Source organism: Streptomyces sp. PTY087I2 (genome assembly GCF_001687325.1).
Classification (GTDB): Bacteria; Actinomycetota; Actinomycetes; order Streptomycetales; family Streptomycetaceae; genus Streptomyces.
On record NZ_LZRD01000028.1, the window covers coordinates 26,228 to 41,452 of the forward strand.

The following is a 15,225-nucleotide window of genomic DNA, read 5'->3' on the forward strand; positions in this document are numbered from 1 at the left end:
GGGGCGCGGGGCCTGTTTCGTAGGATCGGCTCCGTGACGACGGGGAACGGGGCAGGAACAGGGGGCGTCGGTACGGTGCCGCCCACGGAGATCGAGCGGGCGCTGTCCGCGGCGGTCGCGGGCGGGAGCGCCGACGCCGTGGTGGAGCTGCTCGCGCGGACCCGGCTGTACGTGCTCGTCGCCCGGCTGCACGCGGACATCCCCGGCTGGACGGCCCCGCTGCCCACCGTCCGCGACGAGGCCACCCGGCGGATCTGCGTCCCGGTCCTGACCCAGGGGATGCTGCCGCCCTGGCACCCCGAGTGGGTCTTCCGCGAGGTGGGTCTCGGCGAGCTGGCCCGGACCTGGCCGTACGACGTGCGCCGCCTCGCGGTGAACCACGGCACCCCGTACGCGGCGATGGTCGACGCCCGGCCGGGGCGCCTCAAGGCCTGGCTGAAGGCCGCCGAGCACTCCGGAGGGATCGAGCAGGGGGTGCTGATCACCGACAGCGGCGGGCCTCTGCACGGTCCGCTCGCCCACGGGCTGGCGCTCGGCGCGCATCTGGCCGTCACCAACGGCCTGATCTGGAACCGGCTCGGTGCCGCCTACGACGACTACGCGACGGACCGCGCCCGGCTGCGCAGCCCGTGGCGCATCCAGCACCGCGCCGAGTACCGCGACCGCCTCGCGTCGCTGATGAAGAACCAGCTGGTCGGGCGCGTCCAGGAAGCCGTCCTGCGCACCCGGCACACCCTGGCCGCCCGGACCGGGCGGACACCGGCGCGCGAGGAGTGGGCCGAGGCGGTGGGCCGGGCGTTCACCGCGCGCGACGCCGACGACCGGGCGCTGGCGGAACGGTCGTTGCACCACGTCGCCCTGTTCGAGGACCGGCTCCGGGCCGACGGCGTGCTCGCCCCGGACGGTCGCGTCGACACCCTGGCCGCCTTCGATCTCGGCCGGGCGGTCAACGTCGTACGGCTCGCGCTCGGCGCCCGGTACACCGATCCGTACGAGGCCGAGCAGGACGTCCTGCGCCTCGGCGAACTCGCCCGAAGCGCCTACTCCTCCTGGCCGGACTTCTCCCTCGGCTACCTCATGGCCCGGCTGGTCCACCGCGCGGAGGACGACGGTCCGGAGGCGGCGGACGCCACGTACCGGCAGTCGCTCGCCGAGCACCGCGCCCTGACCCAGGATCCTGCCAGTCCCTACCGGAACCTCCCCTGGTCGCGAACCTCATGAACCCGAAGCCGAACCCGAACGTCACTCCCCAGGCCCCCGGCGCGCCCGCCTCCGCGCCCTGGACGCCCGCCCCCTGGGTCCCGCCGTCCGAGACCGAGCAGCTCCTCCACGAAGCCGCCCTGCGCGGCGACGTACGAGGTCAACTGGCCGCGCTGGCCGGGACCGAGCTGTACATCCCGGCCCCGCGCGCCGAGGTGGACGCCGACCCGGAGACCGTGATGTGGCGGCGGCACGTCGACCCGGCGGGCTTCGTCTGCCGGCCGCTCCTCACCCGGGGCATGCTGCCCGCGTGGCACCCGGACTGGGTCTTCCGCGGGGTCACGCTGCGGTGGGTCGCCGAGTTCGGCTGGACCGATCCGCAGGTGTGGCTGGGCGTGAACGTGGGAACGCCCGGTCAGTTGCTGCTGCCCACCGCCCCGCCCGACCTGGCCCTGTGGCAACGGGCGTACGCGGAGAACGACCGGGCCTCCGGCAACCGGCTCGTCGCCCTACGGCACGGCGCGCTGCACGGGCCGCTGGCGTACGGGCTGGCCTGCGGGGTGCATCTCGCGATCGGGAACGCCGTCCCGTGGAACGAGATCGGCACCGTCTACCGCGAGTACGTCGACGAGCGCGAGCAGCTCCGCGACTCCTGGGGCATCACCGACCACGAGGGGTGGCGTCGGCAGCTGGACTTCCTGCTGGACGCGGCCAACAGCCCGCCGGAACCGGACTTCGCGCTGCGCGCCCGCGAACAGTTGGCGACGGCCATCGGCGAGCTGCCCTCCGCCGATCTGTGGCGCGAGACCGCCGCCGGCCACGCCCAGGACCTCGGGGCCGACGCGGGCACGGTCAAGGGCATCGAGGACCTGGTGCGCCGGATCATGCGCTACGAGGCCCGGTTCCGCGCGGACGGGCTACTGCCGCCGGACGGCCGGGTGCGCACGACGGTGGCGTACGACTACGGGCGGGCGGTGAACCTGGCGCGCTGGGGGCTGTCGGCGCGGTTCTGCGGTCCGGCCGACGCGGAGGCGGCGATCGTGTACGCCGGGGCGCTGAGCAAGTCGGCGTACCGCTCGTGGGAGGAGTTCTCCGCGGGGTACGCGCTGGGGCGGGTGCTGCGGTTCGACGAGGAGGAGTACGGGCCGTTCTACGAACAGAACGTCCTCGCCCACCGTCTGCTGACGGAGAGCGAGGGCAGTCCGTGGAAGCACATCCCGTGGCGCTGAGGCGGGGGTCTCCCGGTCAGCCGCCGGGGAGCAGATGGCGGTAGCTGTCCGGGTTCTCCACCAGGAACTGGGCGAAGCTCTGCGCCGGGCGCCCGGTGAGCGTGGGCACCGCGTCGGAGACGGCGGCCAGTTCGCCGTTGGCGATGGCCTCGTACGAGGTGACCCAGCCGGCCACCTCCCAGTCCTCGGCCCCGTAGCCCGCCCGGGAGGCGTAGGCCTCTTCCCGGGTCTCGGGGACGTAGACGACGGGCCGTCCGGTGACCCGGCTCAGCTCGTCGGCGGCCTCGGCGAGGGTGAACGCCTCGGGTCCGGTGAGGTCGTAGACGCGGCCGTCGTGGTCCGTGCCCTCGTCCAGCAGCACGGCCGCCGCCGCGTCGGCGATGTCCTCGTGGGCGACGGCCGCCACCCGCCCGTCGCCGCCGGGTCCGCGCAGGACACCGTCGGTCCCGGTCATCGCGGGCAGCCCCGCGAGGTACCAGTTGTCCCGGAGGAAGGTGTGGCGGATCTCGGCCGTACGGATGTGGGCCTCGGTGTCCCAGTGGTCGCGGGCGAAGGTGAACGTGGCGTCGGGCGCGGCCCCTTGGAAGGAGACGTACACGATCCGCTCCACCCCCACGGCCACGGCGGCGTCGATCGCGGTGGTGTGCTCGCGGACCCGGTAGGGGCTTTCGTGGGCGGAGACCAGGAAGAGGGTGTGGGCTCCGTCGAGGGCCCGGCGCATGGCCTCCCCGTCGCCGTAGGGGGCGGCGGGCGCATGGTCGGCGCCGGGTACGTCGGGGAGCCGGGCGGGGTCGCGGCCGAGGAGCCGTACGGGGACGCCGGTCCGGGCCAGCCGCCGGGCGACCCGGCCGCCGACCGCTCCGCTCGCTCCGGTCACCGCGGTGAGGGGGCCGATCACTGGGGTTCGTCTTCCTCTCGTCGGTCGTGGTGCCAGTCGTGGTACCAGTCGGCCAGGGGCCGCACCTCGACGACCGCGCTCACGGGGAGCGGTCCGTACAGGTGCGGGAACTCCTCGCCGCCGGGCTTCATCGCCTCGTACCGGACGGGATCGGTGAGGCGGGCGGGGGCGACGACCAGGACCACGAGGTCCCGGTCGTCGCCCCCGTACAGCATCCGCGCCACACCGGGGAGTTGGTGGGGCAGCGAGAGATGGATGAAGCCCTCCTGCCGGAGGGTGCGGTCGCGGGTGGACATCTCGTACGTCCCTGTCCCGCGGGCCGCCTCCCACAGAGGTGTTTCGGCGAGGTGCAGCAGCGGTTCGGTCATCGAACCACGCTAGCGGGCGCCGCTCCGTGCCGGTCAGTAGGTGCGGCGACGAGCCCTGCGCGTGGCCACGAGGACCGTACCGCCGGCGGCCACCAGCGCCGCCGCGATGGACCCGATGATCCATTCGCCGCCCCGCGAGCCGGTGTCGGGCAGCTCACCCGGGTGGCTCGGCGAGTGCGTGGGCGGCGGGGTGTGGTGGGTCGGCGTCGGCGTGGGCTCGGTGGGGGTCGCGGTGGGATCCGTCGGCGTGGGCGTGGGGTCCGTCGGCGTCGGGGTCGGGTCCGTGGGGGTCGGCGTCGGGTCCGTCGGCGTGGGGGTGGGGTCGGTCGGGGTCGGCGTGGGGTCCGTGGGAGTTGGAGTGGGGTCCGTCGGCGTGGGGGTGGGGTCCGTCGGCGTCGGGGTCGGGTCCGTGGGGGTCGGGGTCGGGTCCGTGGGCGTCGGAGTCGGGTCCGTCGGGGTCGGTGTCGGGTCCGGGGCGCACGACGGCAGGTCACCGTCGAACGGGTACGCGTGGATCTCCTGGCCGCCCGACTGGCCCTGCGAGGTGTGCGTGAGCGAACCCGCCGTGTAGAAGCGGCCGTTGGTGCCGCTCATGCTGAGCACGGTGGAGCTCGCCGGCTGGCCGACCAGGATGCTGCCCTCGAACTGGGCCGGGCCGGCCAGCGTCAGATCGGTGGCGTCCGGGAAGTTCCACAGCAGGTGCTCGCGGAGGCCCTCGTTGGGGAACGAGCCCATGTAGGTGGCGACGCTGCGGGTGCTGCCGTACACGTTGACCAGGACGGTCGCACCCTCGGGGATCCCGTCGAAGACGAACCCCGTGTTGCCGCCCGCCTCCGACTCCAGGTCCGCGTCCACATCGAAGATCTGGATCGCGGACGTGCCGTCGCCGGTGAACGTCATCGTGTCGCCGACCTGCTGCCATGTGCCCGTCGCCGCCCGGCGCTCGTCGCCGTCGTACGCGTAGCAGTGGCTGGCATCGGTGAGCTGCGGGCGCAGCTGGGTGTACGGGGCCGCCGCGTCCTCGTCGAAGCGCGGGGCGTCGGTGGGGTTCACCGTGCCCGTAAGACTCCCGGCGTACGCGACGCGGCCGGAGTGCTCGCCCTCCTCGGCCAGGAGGCGCTGACCGGTGGCGATGGTGATGTCCCCGCCCGTCGTCAGATAGTCGGAGCCGTCCGGCGGCGGCACCCGCGAACCGACGCCCGCGATGCCGACGTTGTAGATCTGCGATACCCCCTCCCGCTTGTTCATGTCGAACTCGCCGAGGGTGACGACCTTGCCCTCCGCCTCGGCCGCCGCCTCGCGGACCAGGAAGTCCCCGCCGACGAAGACGTTGATGTTGCTGTCGAAGCCGATGACCGGACCGTTGTTGGGATCGTTCCAGCTGGACGGGCAGGAGCTGCCGAGGCAGGGTCCCAGTCCGCCCGGCAGTGGATCGGCCCCCGCGGCCGGGGCCAGCACGCCCACCATCGCCGCGGCCGTCGCCACTGTCACTGCTGCCCGGATTGCGTTGCCGCGCCTGCGCGCCTTCTGTTCCATGCCGCGCAATATGCATGGTCATCACTTTGTCGTTTTGTATGACACGCCGCTCTTGCCTGGTTACGTAGGCCTATAGGTGGTTTCTTCGCGCGACACGCGCGCGGGGGTGGCGTGTCGGACCACCGGAGTGCCGGGCCGCCGACGCGTCGGCGGCCGTCAGAGCGCCAGCAGCTTCGCCTCCAGCGCGGGGTCGAGGCCGACGGCCGGGCGGTCGGGACGCTGGGGCGCGGTGCCACCGAGCGCGCGCAGCCAGGCCCAGGTGTCCGCGACGGTCTCCCCCACCGGGCGGCAGCGCAACCCCGCCGCGTACGCCTTGGTGTGGTCGCCCCGGTGGAGCGTGTCGTACAGCTCGCCCGGCGGCAGCCAGATCGGCAGGTCGCTCCAGGGCTCGGCCCCGGCGGCCAGCAGGATCTCCGGATCCGTCCAGCGCAGTTCGGCGCCGGAGCCGGTGGCCCGTACACAGGCCTCCAGCAGCTCGCCCATCGTCGCGTGGCCGGGGCGGCTGACGGTGTTGTACGGGCCGTGGAGCCCGTCCGCCGCCGCGTCCAGGATCCACTCCGCCAGGTCGCGGGCGTCGATGTACTGGAGCTCCGTGCCGGGTCGGCCGGGGGCGATCACCGGGCCGCCGCGGGCGATCCGCGACAGCCACCAAGGAAGCCGGCCGATGTTCTCCCCGGGGCCGATGATCAGCCCGGCCCGCGCCAGCAGGGCCCGGTCCCCGAAGGCGTCGAGGGCGGCCAGCTCGCCGCCGCGCTTGGCCCGGTCGTACGGCACGTCCCCGCCGTCGTCGGGCGAGGCGCCGGTCACCAGGGGGCCGTCCTCGTCGAGCCCGGGGGCGGCCGGGTGGGCGTACACCGAGCGGCTGGAGACGTAACTGAAGTGCCCCGCCCGGCCGGACAGCAGGCGGGCGGCGTCCCGGACGGCCGCCGGGGCGCCGCTCCAGGTGTCGACGACGAGGTCCCAGTCCTGCCCGCTCTCCGCCAGCGCCGCGAGCCCCCGCTCACCCGCGGTCCGCTCCCCGGTCAGCGCGCTCACGCCGGGCGGGGGCGCGTGACGGCCGCGGTGGAACACGGTGACATCCCAGCCCCGCTCCAGCGCCGCGTCGGTGACGGCCCGCCCGACGAACTCCGTACCGCCCAGCATCAGAAGCCTCATGGAACGACTCTGCCCACCGGCGGGCGGTGGAGGAACCCGTGCACGCTGTCAGCAGAACGGGGAACTCCCGGGGGCGTGCGGAACCCTGCGGGTCAGGGCGTGCGGGCCAGCGGTGAGCGGTGGCGCAGCAGCCACTCGTGGTAGCCGCTCGCCCGGCGCGCCGCGTCCCGGTAGGCGTCCTCCAACTGCCCGTACACCACCTCGATGTCCGTCCCGGGCCGGGAGACCAGGAGGAGGCGGACCGCCAGCGGGTCGCCCAGCAGCGGGCGGATCACCATGTCGTCGCGCGGGCCCGACGTCGGCTGGCAGGGGGCGACGGCCTCGCCGAGCACGACGAGGGAGGCGGCGGTGAGGTAGTCGCCGTGCAGGACCGGCGGGTTCAGTCCGGCGGCGCCGAGCACCCGGCGTACGCCGTCCCACTCGCCGTCCACCGTCGGATCGACCATCCACGGGTCGCCCGCGAGGTCCCCGAGCTCCACCACCCGGCGGCGGGCGGCCGGGTGATCGCGGGAGAGGGAGATGAACTGCGGCTCCCGGTCGACGAGTACGCGCTGCTCCAGGCCCTCCGGCAGCGCGAGCGGGCAGCCCTCCACCTCGTGCACGAAGGCGACGTCCAGGCGGCCCGCCGCGACCGAGCGCAGCAGCGCGTGGGCGGAGACGTCGACCCGCAGGGAGATGTCCGTACCGGGCAGGGCGACCCGCAGCCGGCGCAGCCAGCCGCCGATGACCCGGCTCGCGGTGGAGCCGATGCGCAGCCGGGAGCCGCGGGGCCGGGCGGCCTCGGCCTCCGCCAGCGCCTCGGCGACCAGCTCGCTCATGCCGTCGACGAGGGGCCTGGCCCGGCTCAGGACGGCCCGCCCCAGGGAGGTGGGGCGGCAGCCGGTCCGTTCACGGAGGAACAGCTCCGCGCCGAGCACGTTCTCGATCCGTTGCAGCTGGGTGGTCAGGGAGGGCTGACTCACGCCGAGGCGACGGGCCGCCTGATGCAGACTGCCCGCGTCGGCGATGGCGCACAGCGCCTTGAGGTGTCTCACCTCCAGCTCCATGCAGCGGAGACTATGACCGCCGTCCGCCGCGCACCAGACGTCGCAACCCCACCAAACAGCGGCAATTCAGGGAGTGTTGGGCCCGGAGGGCTGTGACGATGCCGTGTTGATGACGTGGGCATGGCATGACGGTGAGCGCCTGACGTGCGCAAAGAGAAGGACCGGGCGGCGATAAGGCGGCGTTATCGCCGTTCGGCATCATCCCCGGCGACTGTGCGCTGCACCACACTCTTCCCCGTACCACCCCGCGCCTTGTCCGCCCGGCGGACACCCCCACGGCGCGGGTTCGTTCGGACAGGTAGGAGAAATCCCCCCATGAGACACCTCAGGACCGCCGTCGCCACCGCCGCCGCCGGCCTCGGCCTCGCCGTCGCGCTGGGCACCGCACCCGTCGCCGTCGCCACTCCGGCCCCTGCCGCCCCTTCCGCCTCCTCCACCATCGCCGCGTACAACGGCTCCGGCGAGAACGCCGCCGCCAACCGCGCCTTCCTCGACGCGGTCATGAAGTCGGTCGCCGAGAAGCGCGCGGCCAACCCGGGCATCAAGGCCGTCACGGTCACCTACAACGCGTCGAGCGCGCCGTCCTTCCGCACCCAGATAGCCAACAGCACGCGGATCTGGAACAGCTCGGTCTCCAACGTCCAGCTCCAGGAAGGCTCCAACGCGGACTTCACGTACCGCGAGGGCAACGACCCGCGCGGCTCCTACGCCAGCACCGACGGCCACGGCCGCGGGTACATCTTCCTGGACTACGCCCAGAACCAGCAGTACGACTCGACCCGCGTCACCACGCACGAGACCGGGCACGTGCTCGGTCTGCCGGACAACTACTCCGGCCCGTGCAGCGAGTTGATGTCGGGCGGCGGCCCCGGCCCGTCCTGCACCAACGCGCAGCCGGACGCCAACGAGCGGGCCCGCGTCAACCAGCTGTGGCAGAACGGCCTGACCTCGCTCGCCCGTTCCGCTTCCTGACGCCGTCGCGCTCGTCCGGCCGGTCCCGTGTCCCGGGACCGGCCGGCACCCCCCACACGACAGAGGGCCGTTCCGCTTCCGGAACGGTCCTCTTCGCGATCCCGACGTCCCCCGACGCCTCCCCCTGTCAGGCGTCGAGTTCGTTACGGACGAGGGTCAGCAGTTCGTCCTCGGTCATGCCCAGGTCCCGGGCGTCGGCGACCGCTTCGCGCACCCTCTCCAGCAGCCGGGCGCGCTGCGGCGAGGCGCCCGCGGTGATCGCCGCGCCCCGTCCGCGGCGCAGTTCGATGAGCCCTTCCTCGCGCAGCCGTTGGTAGCCGCGCAGCACGGTGTGGACGTTCACGCCGAGGGATTCGGCGAGCACCCGGGCGGCGGGCAGCCGCTCGCCCGGGGCCACCGTACCCTCGGCGACCGCACGCCGGACCGAGGCGGCGATCTGGTCGCCGAGCGGCACGGTGGAGGTCGGATCGACCCGGAAGAGCATGGTCAGCGCCCCGCCCGCCGCCGGTCGAGCAGCGTGTTGAGCAGGGCGGCGCCGGTGGCCGAGTCCCCGACGGTGACGGCGAACTCGCGGCCGCTCGTCAGGCTGACGACGATGGCCTCTCCCGAGCGGGTGATGACGCCGCTGCGGTCGGGGCGGATGCGATAGCCCCAGCCGCCGTACTCCGCCAGCGCGTTGACCGGGCGGCTGTCCGCTGCCTCCATCCGCTCCAGCGGCACCCGGACCCGGGGCCGGGGCAGCAGACCGGAGACGGTGAGGCCGCGCCGGTCCACGGTGACGTGAGGGCGGCAGAAGGTGCCCGTCACCAGGGCGAGCAGGATCAGCGGCACCCCGATGAACCAGCTCTGCTCCCGGCCGACGGCGACACCGGCCGCCAGCAGCACCAGCACGGCGACGGGTGCCCACCAGGCGCCGATACCGCGCCCCCAGGCGGCCACCTCACCGTCGGCGAGCGCGATCCGTTCCCGGGCCGCCGGGTCCCGGTCGCGAGGGTCCTCCTCGGGCGGCGGGACCAGCCGGGACAGCGGCAGCCCGAGGACTCCGGCGAGGGCGGCCACCCCGAGGGCCACCGCGATGTGCCAGAGCGGGAACCCGGCCGAACCGCCGTCGGGGACGTCCACGTTGACGAACAGGACGGCGATCAGCAGATAGCCGAGGAACGCGGCCACGGCGAAGCCTCCGCCGATGAGCCACTGATGAGCGCGGCCGTGGAGCTTGCCCTTGACCGCGACGAAGGCCCACAGCGCGCCGAGCACGAGCGGCGTGGGGAGCGTGTAGAGCAGATAGGCGGTGAGGCTCGTATGTCCGTCGGCGGATCCGCCCGCGTCGAAGTGGACGGCGAGCCGGTCGGGCAGGCGGTCCGCGATGACGGCGTAGAGCGTGAGGTCGATGAGGAGTGCGAGCACAAAGGGCAGGGCCGCGAGCGACGCGCGGCCAAGGTTCTTGCTTGTCATGGAAAACCTCCGTTGTTCGCATGCTAGTAGAACAACTTGGCTGCGGCAACGGGGAGAGCGGGGCGACAGTGCGGCGACGCGCGTCCGCCCCGTACCGGAAAGCGGTACGGGGCGGACGCGAGCGGTTCGTCAGTGCCGGCAGGACGGCTCCGGGCCGGGCGATCCGGATCCGGGACCTGTCCCGGGACCCCTGTCGTCCGTCAACCCGCCTGGGGCTCCCGCCACATGGGGTACATCGGCGGTCCGTCCGGCAGATCGACCGTCCGGCCGAGGAAGCGGAATCCCAGTCGCTCGTACAGCACACGACTCCGGGCGCTGCTCGCCTCCAGATAGGCCGGCAGGCCCTCCCGGTCGCAGCGCTCCAGCTCCCCTCCGATCAGCTCCGCCCCGATACCCTCCCCCTGGCGGTCGGGGCGGACGCCGATCATCAGCAGGTAGGCGTGTGCGCGGTCGTGCGGGTGGACCGCCCCGGTGAGCCTGCCCACCAGTTCGCAGCGCTCGTTGTCCGGGTCGGCGGTCTCACGCATCAGGGCGGGGGTGGGGTCCTCCTCCTCGGGGGCCCCGGCGGGCACCGGCAGCCACAGGGCCACCGCCGCCTCGTCCCCGGCGATGTCGATACGGCCCCCGGCGAGGGCGATGTCGACGAGGACGCCGAGGAACGTGCCGTGCACCGCGCGCCGGTGCGCCTCGTCGGGGAACACCCAGCTGCTGACCGGGTCGTCGTGGAAGGCCTCCTCCATGACCGAGACGACGAGCCCCCGGTCGCGTTGCTCTGCCTGCCGGATCCGTATACCCATGACGGGCTGCCGCCTCTCCGCTGCCTTTGCCTTCCTTCAACCAACCTCCGGAATACTAGAGTTGAAAGGGCGCTGGCGGTCACCCGAGGTGGCTCAGCTGGTCCGCCGGGTGACGAATTCGGCCAGTGCCAGCAGGTCGCCCGCCGCGCTCGGGTCGGGGACCGCCCGGGAGAGGTGGTGGACCGCGCGGGCCATCCGGTCGGCGGCGCAGACCTGGGCCCAGTCCCGGCCGCCGGCCCGGTCCACCGCGTCGGCCGCCCGGCTCACCTCGGCGGCGGTGTTCATGGGCCCCCGGTAGAGCGCGGCGAGCTCGGCTGCGGCCGGGGTGCCCGAGGTGAGGGCGGCGACCACGGGCAGGGACTTCTTGTGGGCGGAGAGGTCGGCCCCGACGGGCTTGCCGGTGCGGTCGGGGTCGCCCCAGATGCCGATCAGGTCGTCGATGAGCTGGAACGAGAGCCCGGCCTCCCGGCCGAACCCGTCCATCGCGCGGACCGCCCGGTCCTCCGCCCCGGCGTAGAGAGCGCCGAGCGCACAGGCACAGCCGAGGAGGGCGCCGGTCTTGGCGGTCGCCATGGCAAGGCATTCGTCGAGGGTGACCTCGTCGGGGCCGCGCTCCTCGAAGGCGCAGTCCGCCTGCTGGCCCGCGCACAGCTCGATGACGCAGGTGGAGAGCCGGGCGGTGGCGGGCGCGGCGGCCGGGTGCGGGTCCTCGGCCAGCAGCCGCTGGGCGAGGGCGAGCATGGCGTCGCCGGTGATGATGGCGTCCGGGACGCCGAAGACCGCCCAGGCGGTGGGCCGGTGCCTGCGGGTGGTGTCCTCGTCGATGACGTCGTCGTGGAGGAGGGTGAAGTTGTGGGCGAGTTCGACGGCGACGGCGGCCCGGAGCGCGCGTTCCGGATCGCCGCCCAGAGCGCGGGCGGCGGCCAGCACGAGGGCCGGCCTGATGGCCTTTCCGGCCTGGCCGGCGGCCGGGGTTCCGTCGGCGTTCTGCCAGCCGAAGTGGTACATCGCGATCCGGCGTATGCCGCCGGGCAGCGACTCCACGGCCGCTCGCAGATGCGGGTCGACGACGGCACGGGTGCGCTCCAGGAGCGCCGCGGCCTCGTGCCCTTCCGTCGCTGCGTCCGTACTGGTCATGGTCACGGTCAACTCCCTGGGGCGAGGCGGTGGGTGCGGACCCGGGGGTCCGGGCGGCCGCTGCCGCCCGGACCCCCGGGGTGACTCGGGATCAGCGCCAGCGGCTGACCTCGACGTTCTCCAGCACTCCGAGGGCGTCCGGTACCAGAATGGCGGCGGAGTAGTACGCCGTCACGAGGTAGGAGATGATCGCCTGCTCGTCGATCCCCATGAAGCGGACCGAGAGGCTCGGTTCGATCTCGTCGGGGATGCCGGTCTGCTGGAGGCCGATGACTCCCTGTTCGGCCTCGCCGGTCCTCATGCAGATGATGGAGGTGGTGCGGGCGTCGGTGACGGGGATCTTGTTGGACGGGAAGATCGGCACCCCGCGCCAGGCGGGCACGTGGTGGCCGCCGATGTCGACGCTCTCCGGGACGAGTCCGCGCCGGTTGCACTCACGGCCGAAGGCGGCGATGGCCTTCGGGTGGGCGAGGAAGAGCTTCGATCCGCGGCGGCGCGAGAGCAGTTCGTCCATGTCGTCCGGGCTGGGCACCCCGTCGTGCGGCTGGAGCCGCTGCCCGTAGTCGCAGTTGTTGAGAAGGCCGAACTCCCTGTTGTTGATCAGCTCGTGCTCCTGGCGCTCGCGCAGCGCCTCGACCGTGAGCCGCAACTGCTGCTCGGTCTGGTTCATCGGCTGGTTGTAGAGGTCGGCGACCCTGCTGTGGACCTTCAGCACGGTCTGGGCGACGCTCAGTTCGTACTCGCGGGGCGCCGCGTCGTAGTCGACGAAGGTGTGCGGGACGACCGCCTCGCCGACATGGCCGGCGGAGAGGTCGATCGCCGCCTCGCCGTAGTGGTTGGTCCGCTGATGCGGGATGGAGAGCAGTCCGGCGAGGTGGCTCCGCAGGGATTCGGCGCGCTCCGCGAGGTTGTACACATCGGCCCGGCTCAGGGTGAGGAGCGTGCACGGGGTGACCGCGCGGGCGGTGTACTCCCAGACGGCATCGCCGTCGACCAGGCTCTGGTCGCCGAAGTACGCGCCGTCGGCGAGGACCCCGAGCTCCGTCTCGTCCCCGTAGAGGCCGGATCCGACCTTCTCGATCTTGCCGTGCGCCAGCAGATAGACCCGGTCCGCCGCGTCCCCCGAGGCGGCGAGCACCTCCCCCGCGGCCACGTCCCGCTGCTCGCACCTGCGGGCGAGCTCGGCGAGGACCTCCTCGTCCTCGAAATTGCGCAGAGCGGGCAGCTCGCCCAGCTCCGCGGGGATCACGGCCACCCGGTCCCCGGTCTGGACGAAGGTCACCCGGCCGTCACCGACCGAATAGCTGAGCCGACGGTTCACCCGGTACGTACCGCCCTGTACCTGCACCCACGGCAGCATCTTCAGCAGCCACCGCGAGGTGATCTCCTGCATCTGCGGCGCGGATTTGGTGGTCGTCGCGAGGTTCCGCGCAGCTGCCGTCCCCAGACTCTGCTGCGGCGGCGCCTGCGTGTCGCGAACCTCTTCACCAACGGACATCTGACGTCCTCTCGATCATGGACTGACCTGCGAGGAAAAGACTTTCAGCAGGAGAGGAGGACCGCCATTACACAAAAGAGTGTGACTAATCCACCTTCAGGTGGGGCACGTTGAGCCCGTCACCGGACCACCCCGATAATTTGCATCACCCGTGCAACTTATCTACGCTGAGCCCATGCGGCTGACGAGATTCACCGACGTGGCACTCCGCGTCCTCATGCGGCTGGCCGTCGCCGAGGGGGCGGAAGCGCCGACCACCCGGGAGGTGGCGGCCACCATGCGGGTCCCGTACACGCACGCCGCGAAGGTCGTCGCCCGGCTCCAGCATCTCGGCCTCCTCGACGCCCGGCGCGGCCGGGGCGGCGGGCTCACCCTGACCTCGGCGGGCCGTTCCGCGTCGATCGGCCCGCTGGTGCGGGAGCTGGAGGGGCCGGAGGAGGTCGTCGAGTGCGAGGGCGACACACCTTGCCCGCTCCGCTCCGCCTGCCGGCTGCGCGGGGCCCTGCGGGGAGCCCAGGAGGCCTTCTACGCCGCGCTGGACCCGATCACCGTCGCCGACCTCGTCGCCTCCCCCACCGGCCCGCTCCTGCTCGGCATCGGCAGCGGCCCGCCGCCCGACTGACCCGCCCCGGGGTCCAGCCACCGAACACTCCGGCCCACCCGGGCGAGTTCACCCCTGCCCTTAAATGCGCATCCAGCATTCCAATAATAAGGAGCCTTCATGCTCTCCGACCGGTCCACCGCCACCGTCCGCGCCACGCTTCCCGTCGTCGGCGCGGCCATCGGGGACATCGCCGACCTCTTCTACGAGAAGCTGTTCGCCGCCCACCCCGAGCTGCTGCGGGACCTGTTCAACCGGGGCAACCAAGCTTCCGGTGACCAGCGCAGGGCCCTGGCCGGGTCCATCGCCGCGTTCGCGACCGCGCTGGTCGAGCAGCCCGGCACCCGGCCCGACGTGATGCTGGACCGGATCGCCCACAAGCACGCCTCGCTCGGGGTGACCCCGGAGCAGTACGAGGTGGTGCACACCCATCTGTTCGCGGCCATCGCCGACGTCCTGGGCGACGCGGTCACCCCGGAGGTGGCCGCCGCCTGGGACGAGGTCTACTGGCTGATGGCGGGCTCCCTGATCGCCGTCGAGGAACGCCTCTACGCCCAGCAGGGCGTCCTGGCGGGCGATGTCTGGCACGAGTGGGAGGTGACCGCCCGGGTGGAGGAGACCGAGGACGTCGCCACGTTCCTGCTGTGCCCCGCCCAGGACACGCCCGCGCCCGCCTTCCGGCCCGGCCAGTATGTCTCCGTACAGGTCGAACTCCCGGACGGGGCGCGCCAGATACGTCAGTACAGCCTCTCCTGCGCACCCGGCTCCCGGCTCCGGTCGATCACCGTGAAGCGGGTGCGCGGCCAGGGCTCGCCCGACGGCGAGGTCTCCCGCCACCTGCACGAGCACATCCGCGTGGGCGACCTGCTGCGCGTCTCGGTCCCCTACGGGGACCTGGTGCTCGACCACCTGGACGCGCCGCTGCTCCTTGCCTCGGCGGGCATCGGCTGCACCCCCATGCTGTCGATGCTGGAACACCTCGCCCAGGAGGGTCACCAGGGCCCGGTCACCGTCGTGCACGGCGACCGCTCCCCGGCCGACCACGCCCTGCGCACCGACCACGTACGGCTGACGGAGAAGCTCCCGGACGCCGAGGCGCACTTCTGGTACGAGACCCCGGAGGCGGGCCGGCCGGCGAACCGCACCGGCCTCGTCGACCTGGCCGGCATCACCGTACGCCCGGGAACGCACGCCTATCTGTGCGGCCCGCTCCCCTTCATGCGGGCCGTCAGGGCCCAGCTGCTGGACGCGGGGGTCCGGCCGGCCGACATCCACTACGAGGTGTTCGGCCCGGACCTCTGGCTGGCCGCTTCCTGAAACGCCGCGGACACGG

At 73.0% G+C, this 15,225-nt stretch carries 15 protein-coding genes; 5 read left to right on the forward strand and 10 right to left on the reverse strand.

Annotated elements, in window-relative coordinates; translation table 11 throughout:
* The first annotated feature begins 33 nt into the window (after positions 1-33).
* Together A3Q37_RS28020 and A3Q37_RS28025 are read left to right on the forward strand one after the other, a co-directional pair.
* A complete protein-coding gene (locus A3Q37_RS28020) occupies positions 34-1,221 on the forward strand; it encodes a DUF1266 domain-containing protein (protein ID WP_065488515.1) in 1,188 nt (395 codons plus the stop codon).
* Positions 1,218-2,429: a DUF1266 domain-containing protein gene (locus tag A3Q37_RS28025; protein ID WP_065488517.1), complete on the forward strand. Its 1,212-nt coding sequence runs from the start codon at positions 1,218-1,220 to the stop codon at positions 2,427-2,429. Before A3Q37_RS28020 ends, A3Q37_RS28025 begins: the two co-directional genes overlap by 4 nt.
* A 16-nt stretch (positions 2,430-2,445) precedes the next feature.
* On the opposite strand, the gene A3Q37_RS28030 is transcribed toward A3Q37_RS28025, so the two are convergent.
* The 5 genes from A3Q37_RS28030 to A3Q37_RS28050 all read right to left on the reverse strand — a co-directional run bounded on the left by A3Q37_RS28030 (position 2,446) and on the right by A3Q37_RS28050 (position 7,432).
* Entirely contained in the window at positions 2,446-3,327 is an 882-nt protein-coding gene (locus tag A3Q37_RS28030) for an SDR family oxidoreductase (protein WP_065488518.1), read from the reverse strand.
* Positions 3,324-3,695: a DUF952 domain-containing protein gene (locus A3Q37_RS28035; protein WP_065488520.1), complete on the reverse strand. Its 372-nt coding sequence runs from the start codon at positions 3,693-3,695 to the stop codon at positions 3,324-3,326. The genes A3Q37_RS28030 and A3Q37_RS28035 overlap by 4 nt, the downstream gene beginning before the upstream one ends.
* 33 nt (positions 3,696-3,728) lie before the next feature.
* Positions 3,729-5,231 carry a choice-of-anchor A family protein gene (locus A3Q37_RS28040; RefSeq protein ID WP_255311971.1) on the reverse strand — a complete coding sequence of 501 codons (1,503 nt, stop codon included), beginning with the start codon at positions 5,229-5,231 and terminating at the stop codon, positions 3,729-3,731.
* Positions 5,232-5,387: 156 nt separating this feature from the next.
* Positions 5,388-6,386 carry an NAD-dependent epimerase/dehydratase family protein gene (locus A3Q37_RS28045; RefSeq protein ID WP_255311972.1) on the reverse strand — a complete coding sequence of 333 codons (999 nt, stop codon included), beginning with the start codon at positions 6,384-6,386 and terminating at the stop codon, positions 5,388-5,390.
* 92 nt (positions 6,387-6,478) lie between these two features.
* Positions 6,479-7,432, reverse strand: coding sequence for a LysR family transcriptional regulator (locus tag A3Q37_RS28050; RefSeq protein WP_065488528.1), 954 nt, complete (start codon positions 7,430-7,432; stop codon positions 6,479-6,481).
* Between the two features lie 315 nt (positions 7,433-7,747).
* Between A3Q37_RS28050 and snpA the strand changes: the two genes are divergently transcribed.
* Positions 7,748-8,404, forward strand: a complete 657-nt coding sequence (snpA, locus tag A3Q37_RS28055; RefSeq protein WP_065488530.1) for a snapalysin — start codon at positions 7,748-7,750, stop codon at positions 8,402-8,404.
* Positions 8,405-8,531: 127 nt separating this feature from the next.
* Here the strand turns inward: snpA and A3Q37_RS28060 are convergent, their stop codons facing one another.
* The 5 genes from A3Q37_RS28060 to A3Q37_RS28080 all read right to left on the reverse strand — a co-directional run bounded on the left by A3Q37_RS28060 (position 8,532) and on the right by A3Q37_RS28080 (position 13,291).
* Positions 8,532-8,888, reverse strand: coding sequence for a GntR family transcriptional regulator (locus A3Q37_RS28060; protein ID WP_065488532.1), 357 nt, complete (start codon positions 8,886-8,888; stop codon positions 8,532-8,534).
* A 2-nt stretch (positions 8,889-8,890) separates the two neighbouring features.
* Complete coding sequence (locus tag A3Q37_RS28065; RefSeq protein ID WP_065488533.1) at positions 8,891-9,859, reverse strand: DUF1648 domain-containing protein; 969 nt, start codon at positions 9,857-9,859, stop codon at positions 8,891-8,893.
* Between the two features lie 200 nt (positions 9,860-10,059).
* Positions 10,060-10,656 (reverse strand): N-acetyltransferase, encoded by a 597-nt coding sequence (locus A3Q37_RS28070; RefSeq protein WP_065488537.1) that lies wholly within the window; start codon positions 10,654-10,656, stop codon positions 10,060-10,062.
* A gap of 93 nt (positions 10,657-10,749) precedes the next feature.
* Positions 10,750-11,793 (reverse strand): family 2 encapsulin nanocompartment cargo protein polyprenyl transferase, encoded by a 1,044-nt coding sequence (locus A3Q37_RS28075; protein ID WP_065488646.1) that lies wholly within the window; start codon positions 11,791-11,793, stop codon positions 10,750-10,752.
* Between the two features lie 91 nt (positions 11,794-11,884).
* Positions 11,885-13,291 carry a family 2B encapsulin nanocompartment shell protein gene (locus A3Q37_RS28080; protein WP_065488539.1) on the reverse strand — a complete coding sequence of 469 codons (1,407 nt, stop codon included), beginning with the start codon at positions 13,289-13,291 and terminating at the stop codon, positions 11,885-11,887.
* A gap of 175 nt (positions 13,292-13,466) precedes the next feature.
* On the opposite strand from A3Q37_RS28080, the gene A3Q37_RS28085 reads away from it, so the two are divergent.
* Complete coding sequence (locus A3Q37_RS28085; RefSeq protein ID WP_065488541.1) at positions 13,467-13,913, forward strand: Rrf2 family transcriptional regulator; 447 nt, start codon at positions 13,467-13,469, stop codon at positions 13,911-13,913.
* Positions 13,914-14,012: 99 nt separating this feature from the next.
* The gene (locus A3Q37_RS28090; protein WP_065488543.1) at positions 14,013-15,209 is read left to right on the forward strand and encodes a globin domain-containing protein; all 1,197 of its coding nucleotides are present in this window, start codon (positions 14,013-14,015) and stop codon (positions 15,207-15,209) included.
* The last annotated feature ends 16 nt before the right edge of the window (positions 15,210-15,225 follow it).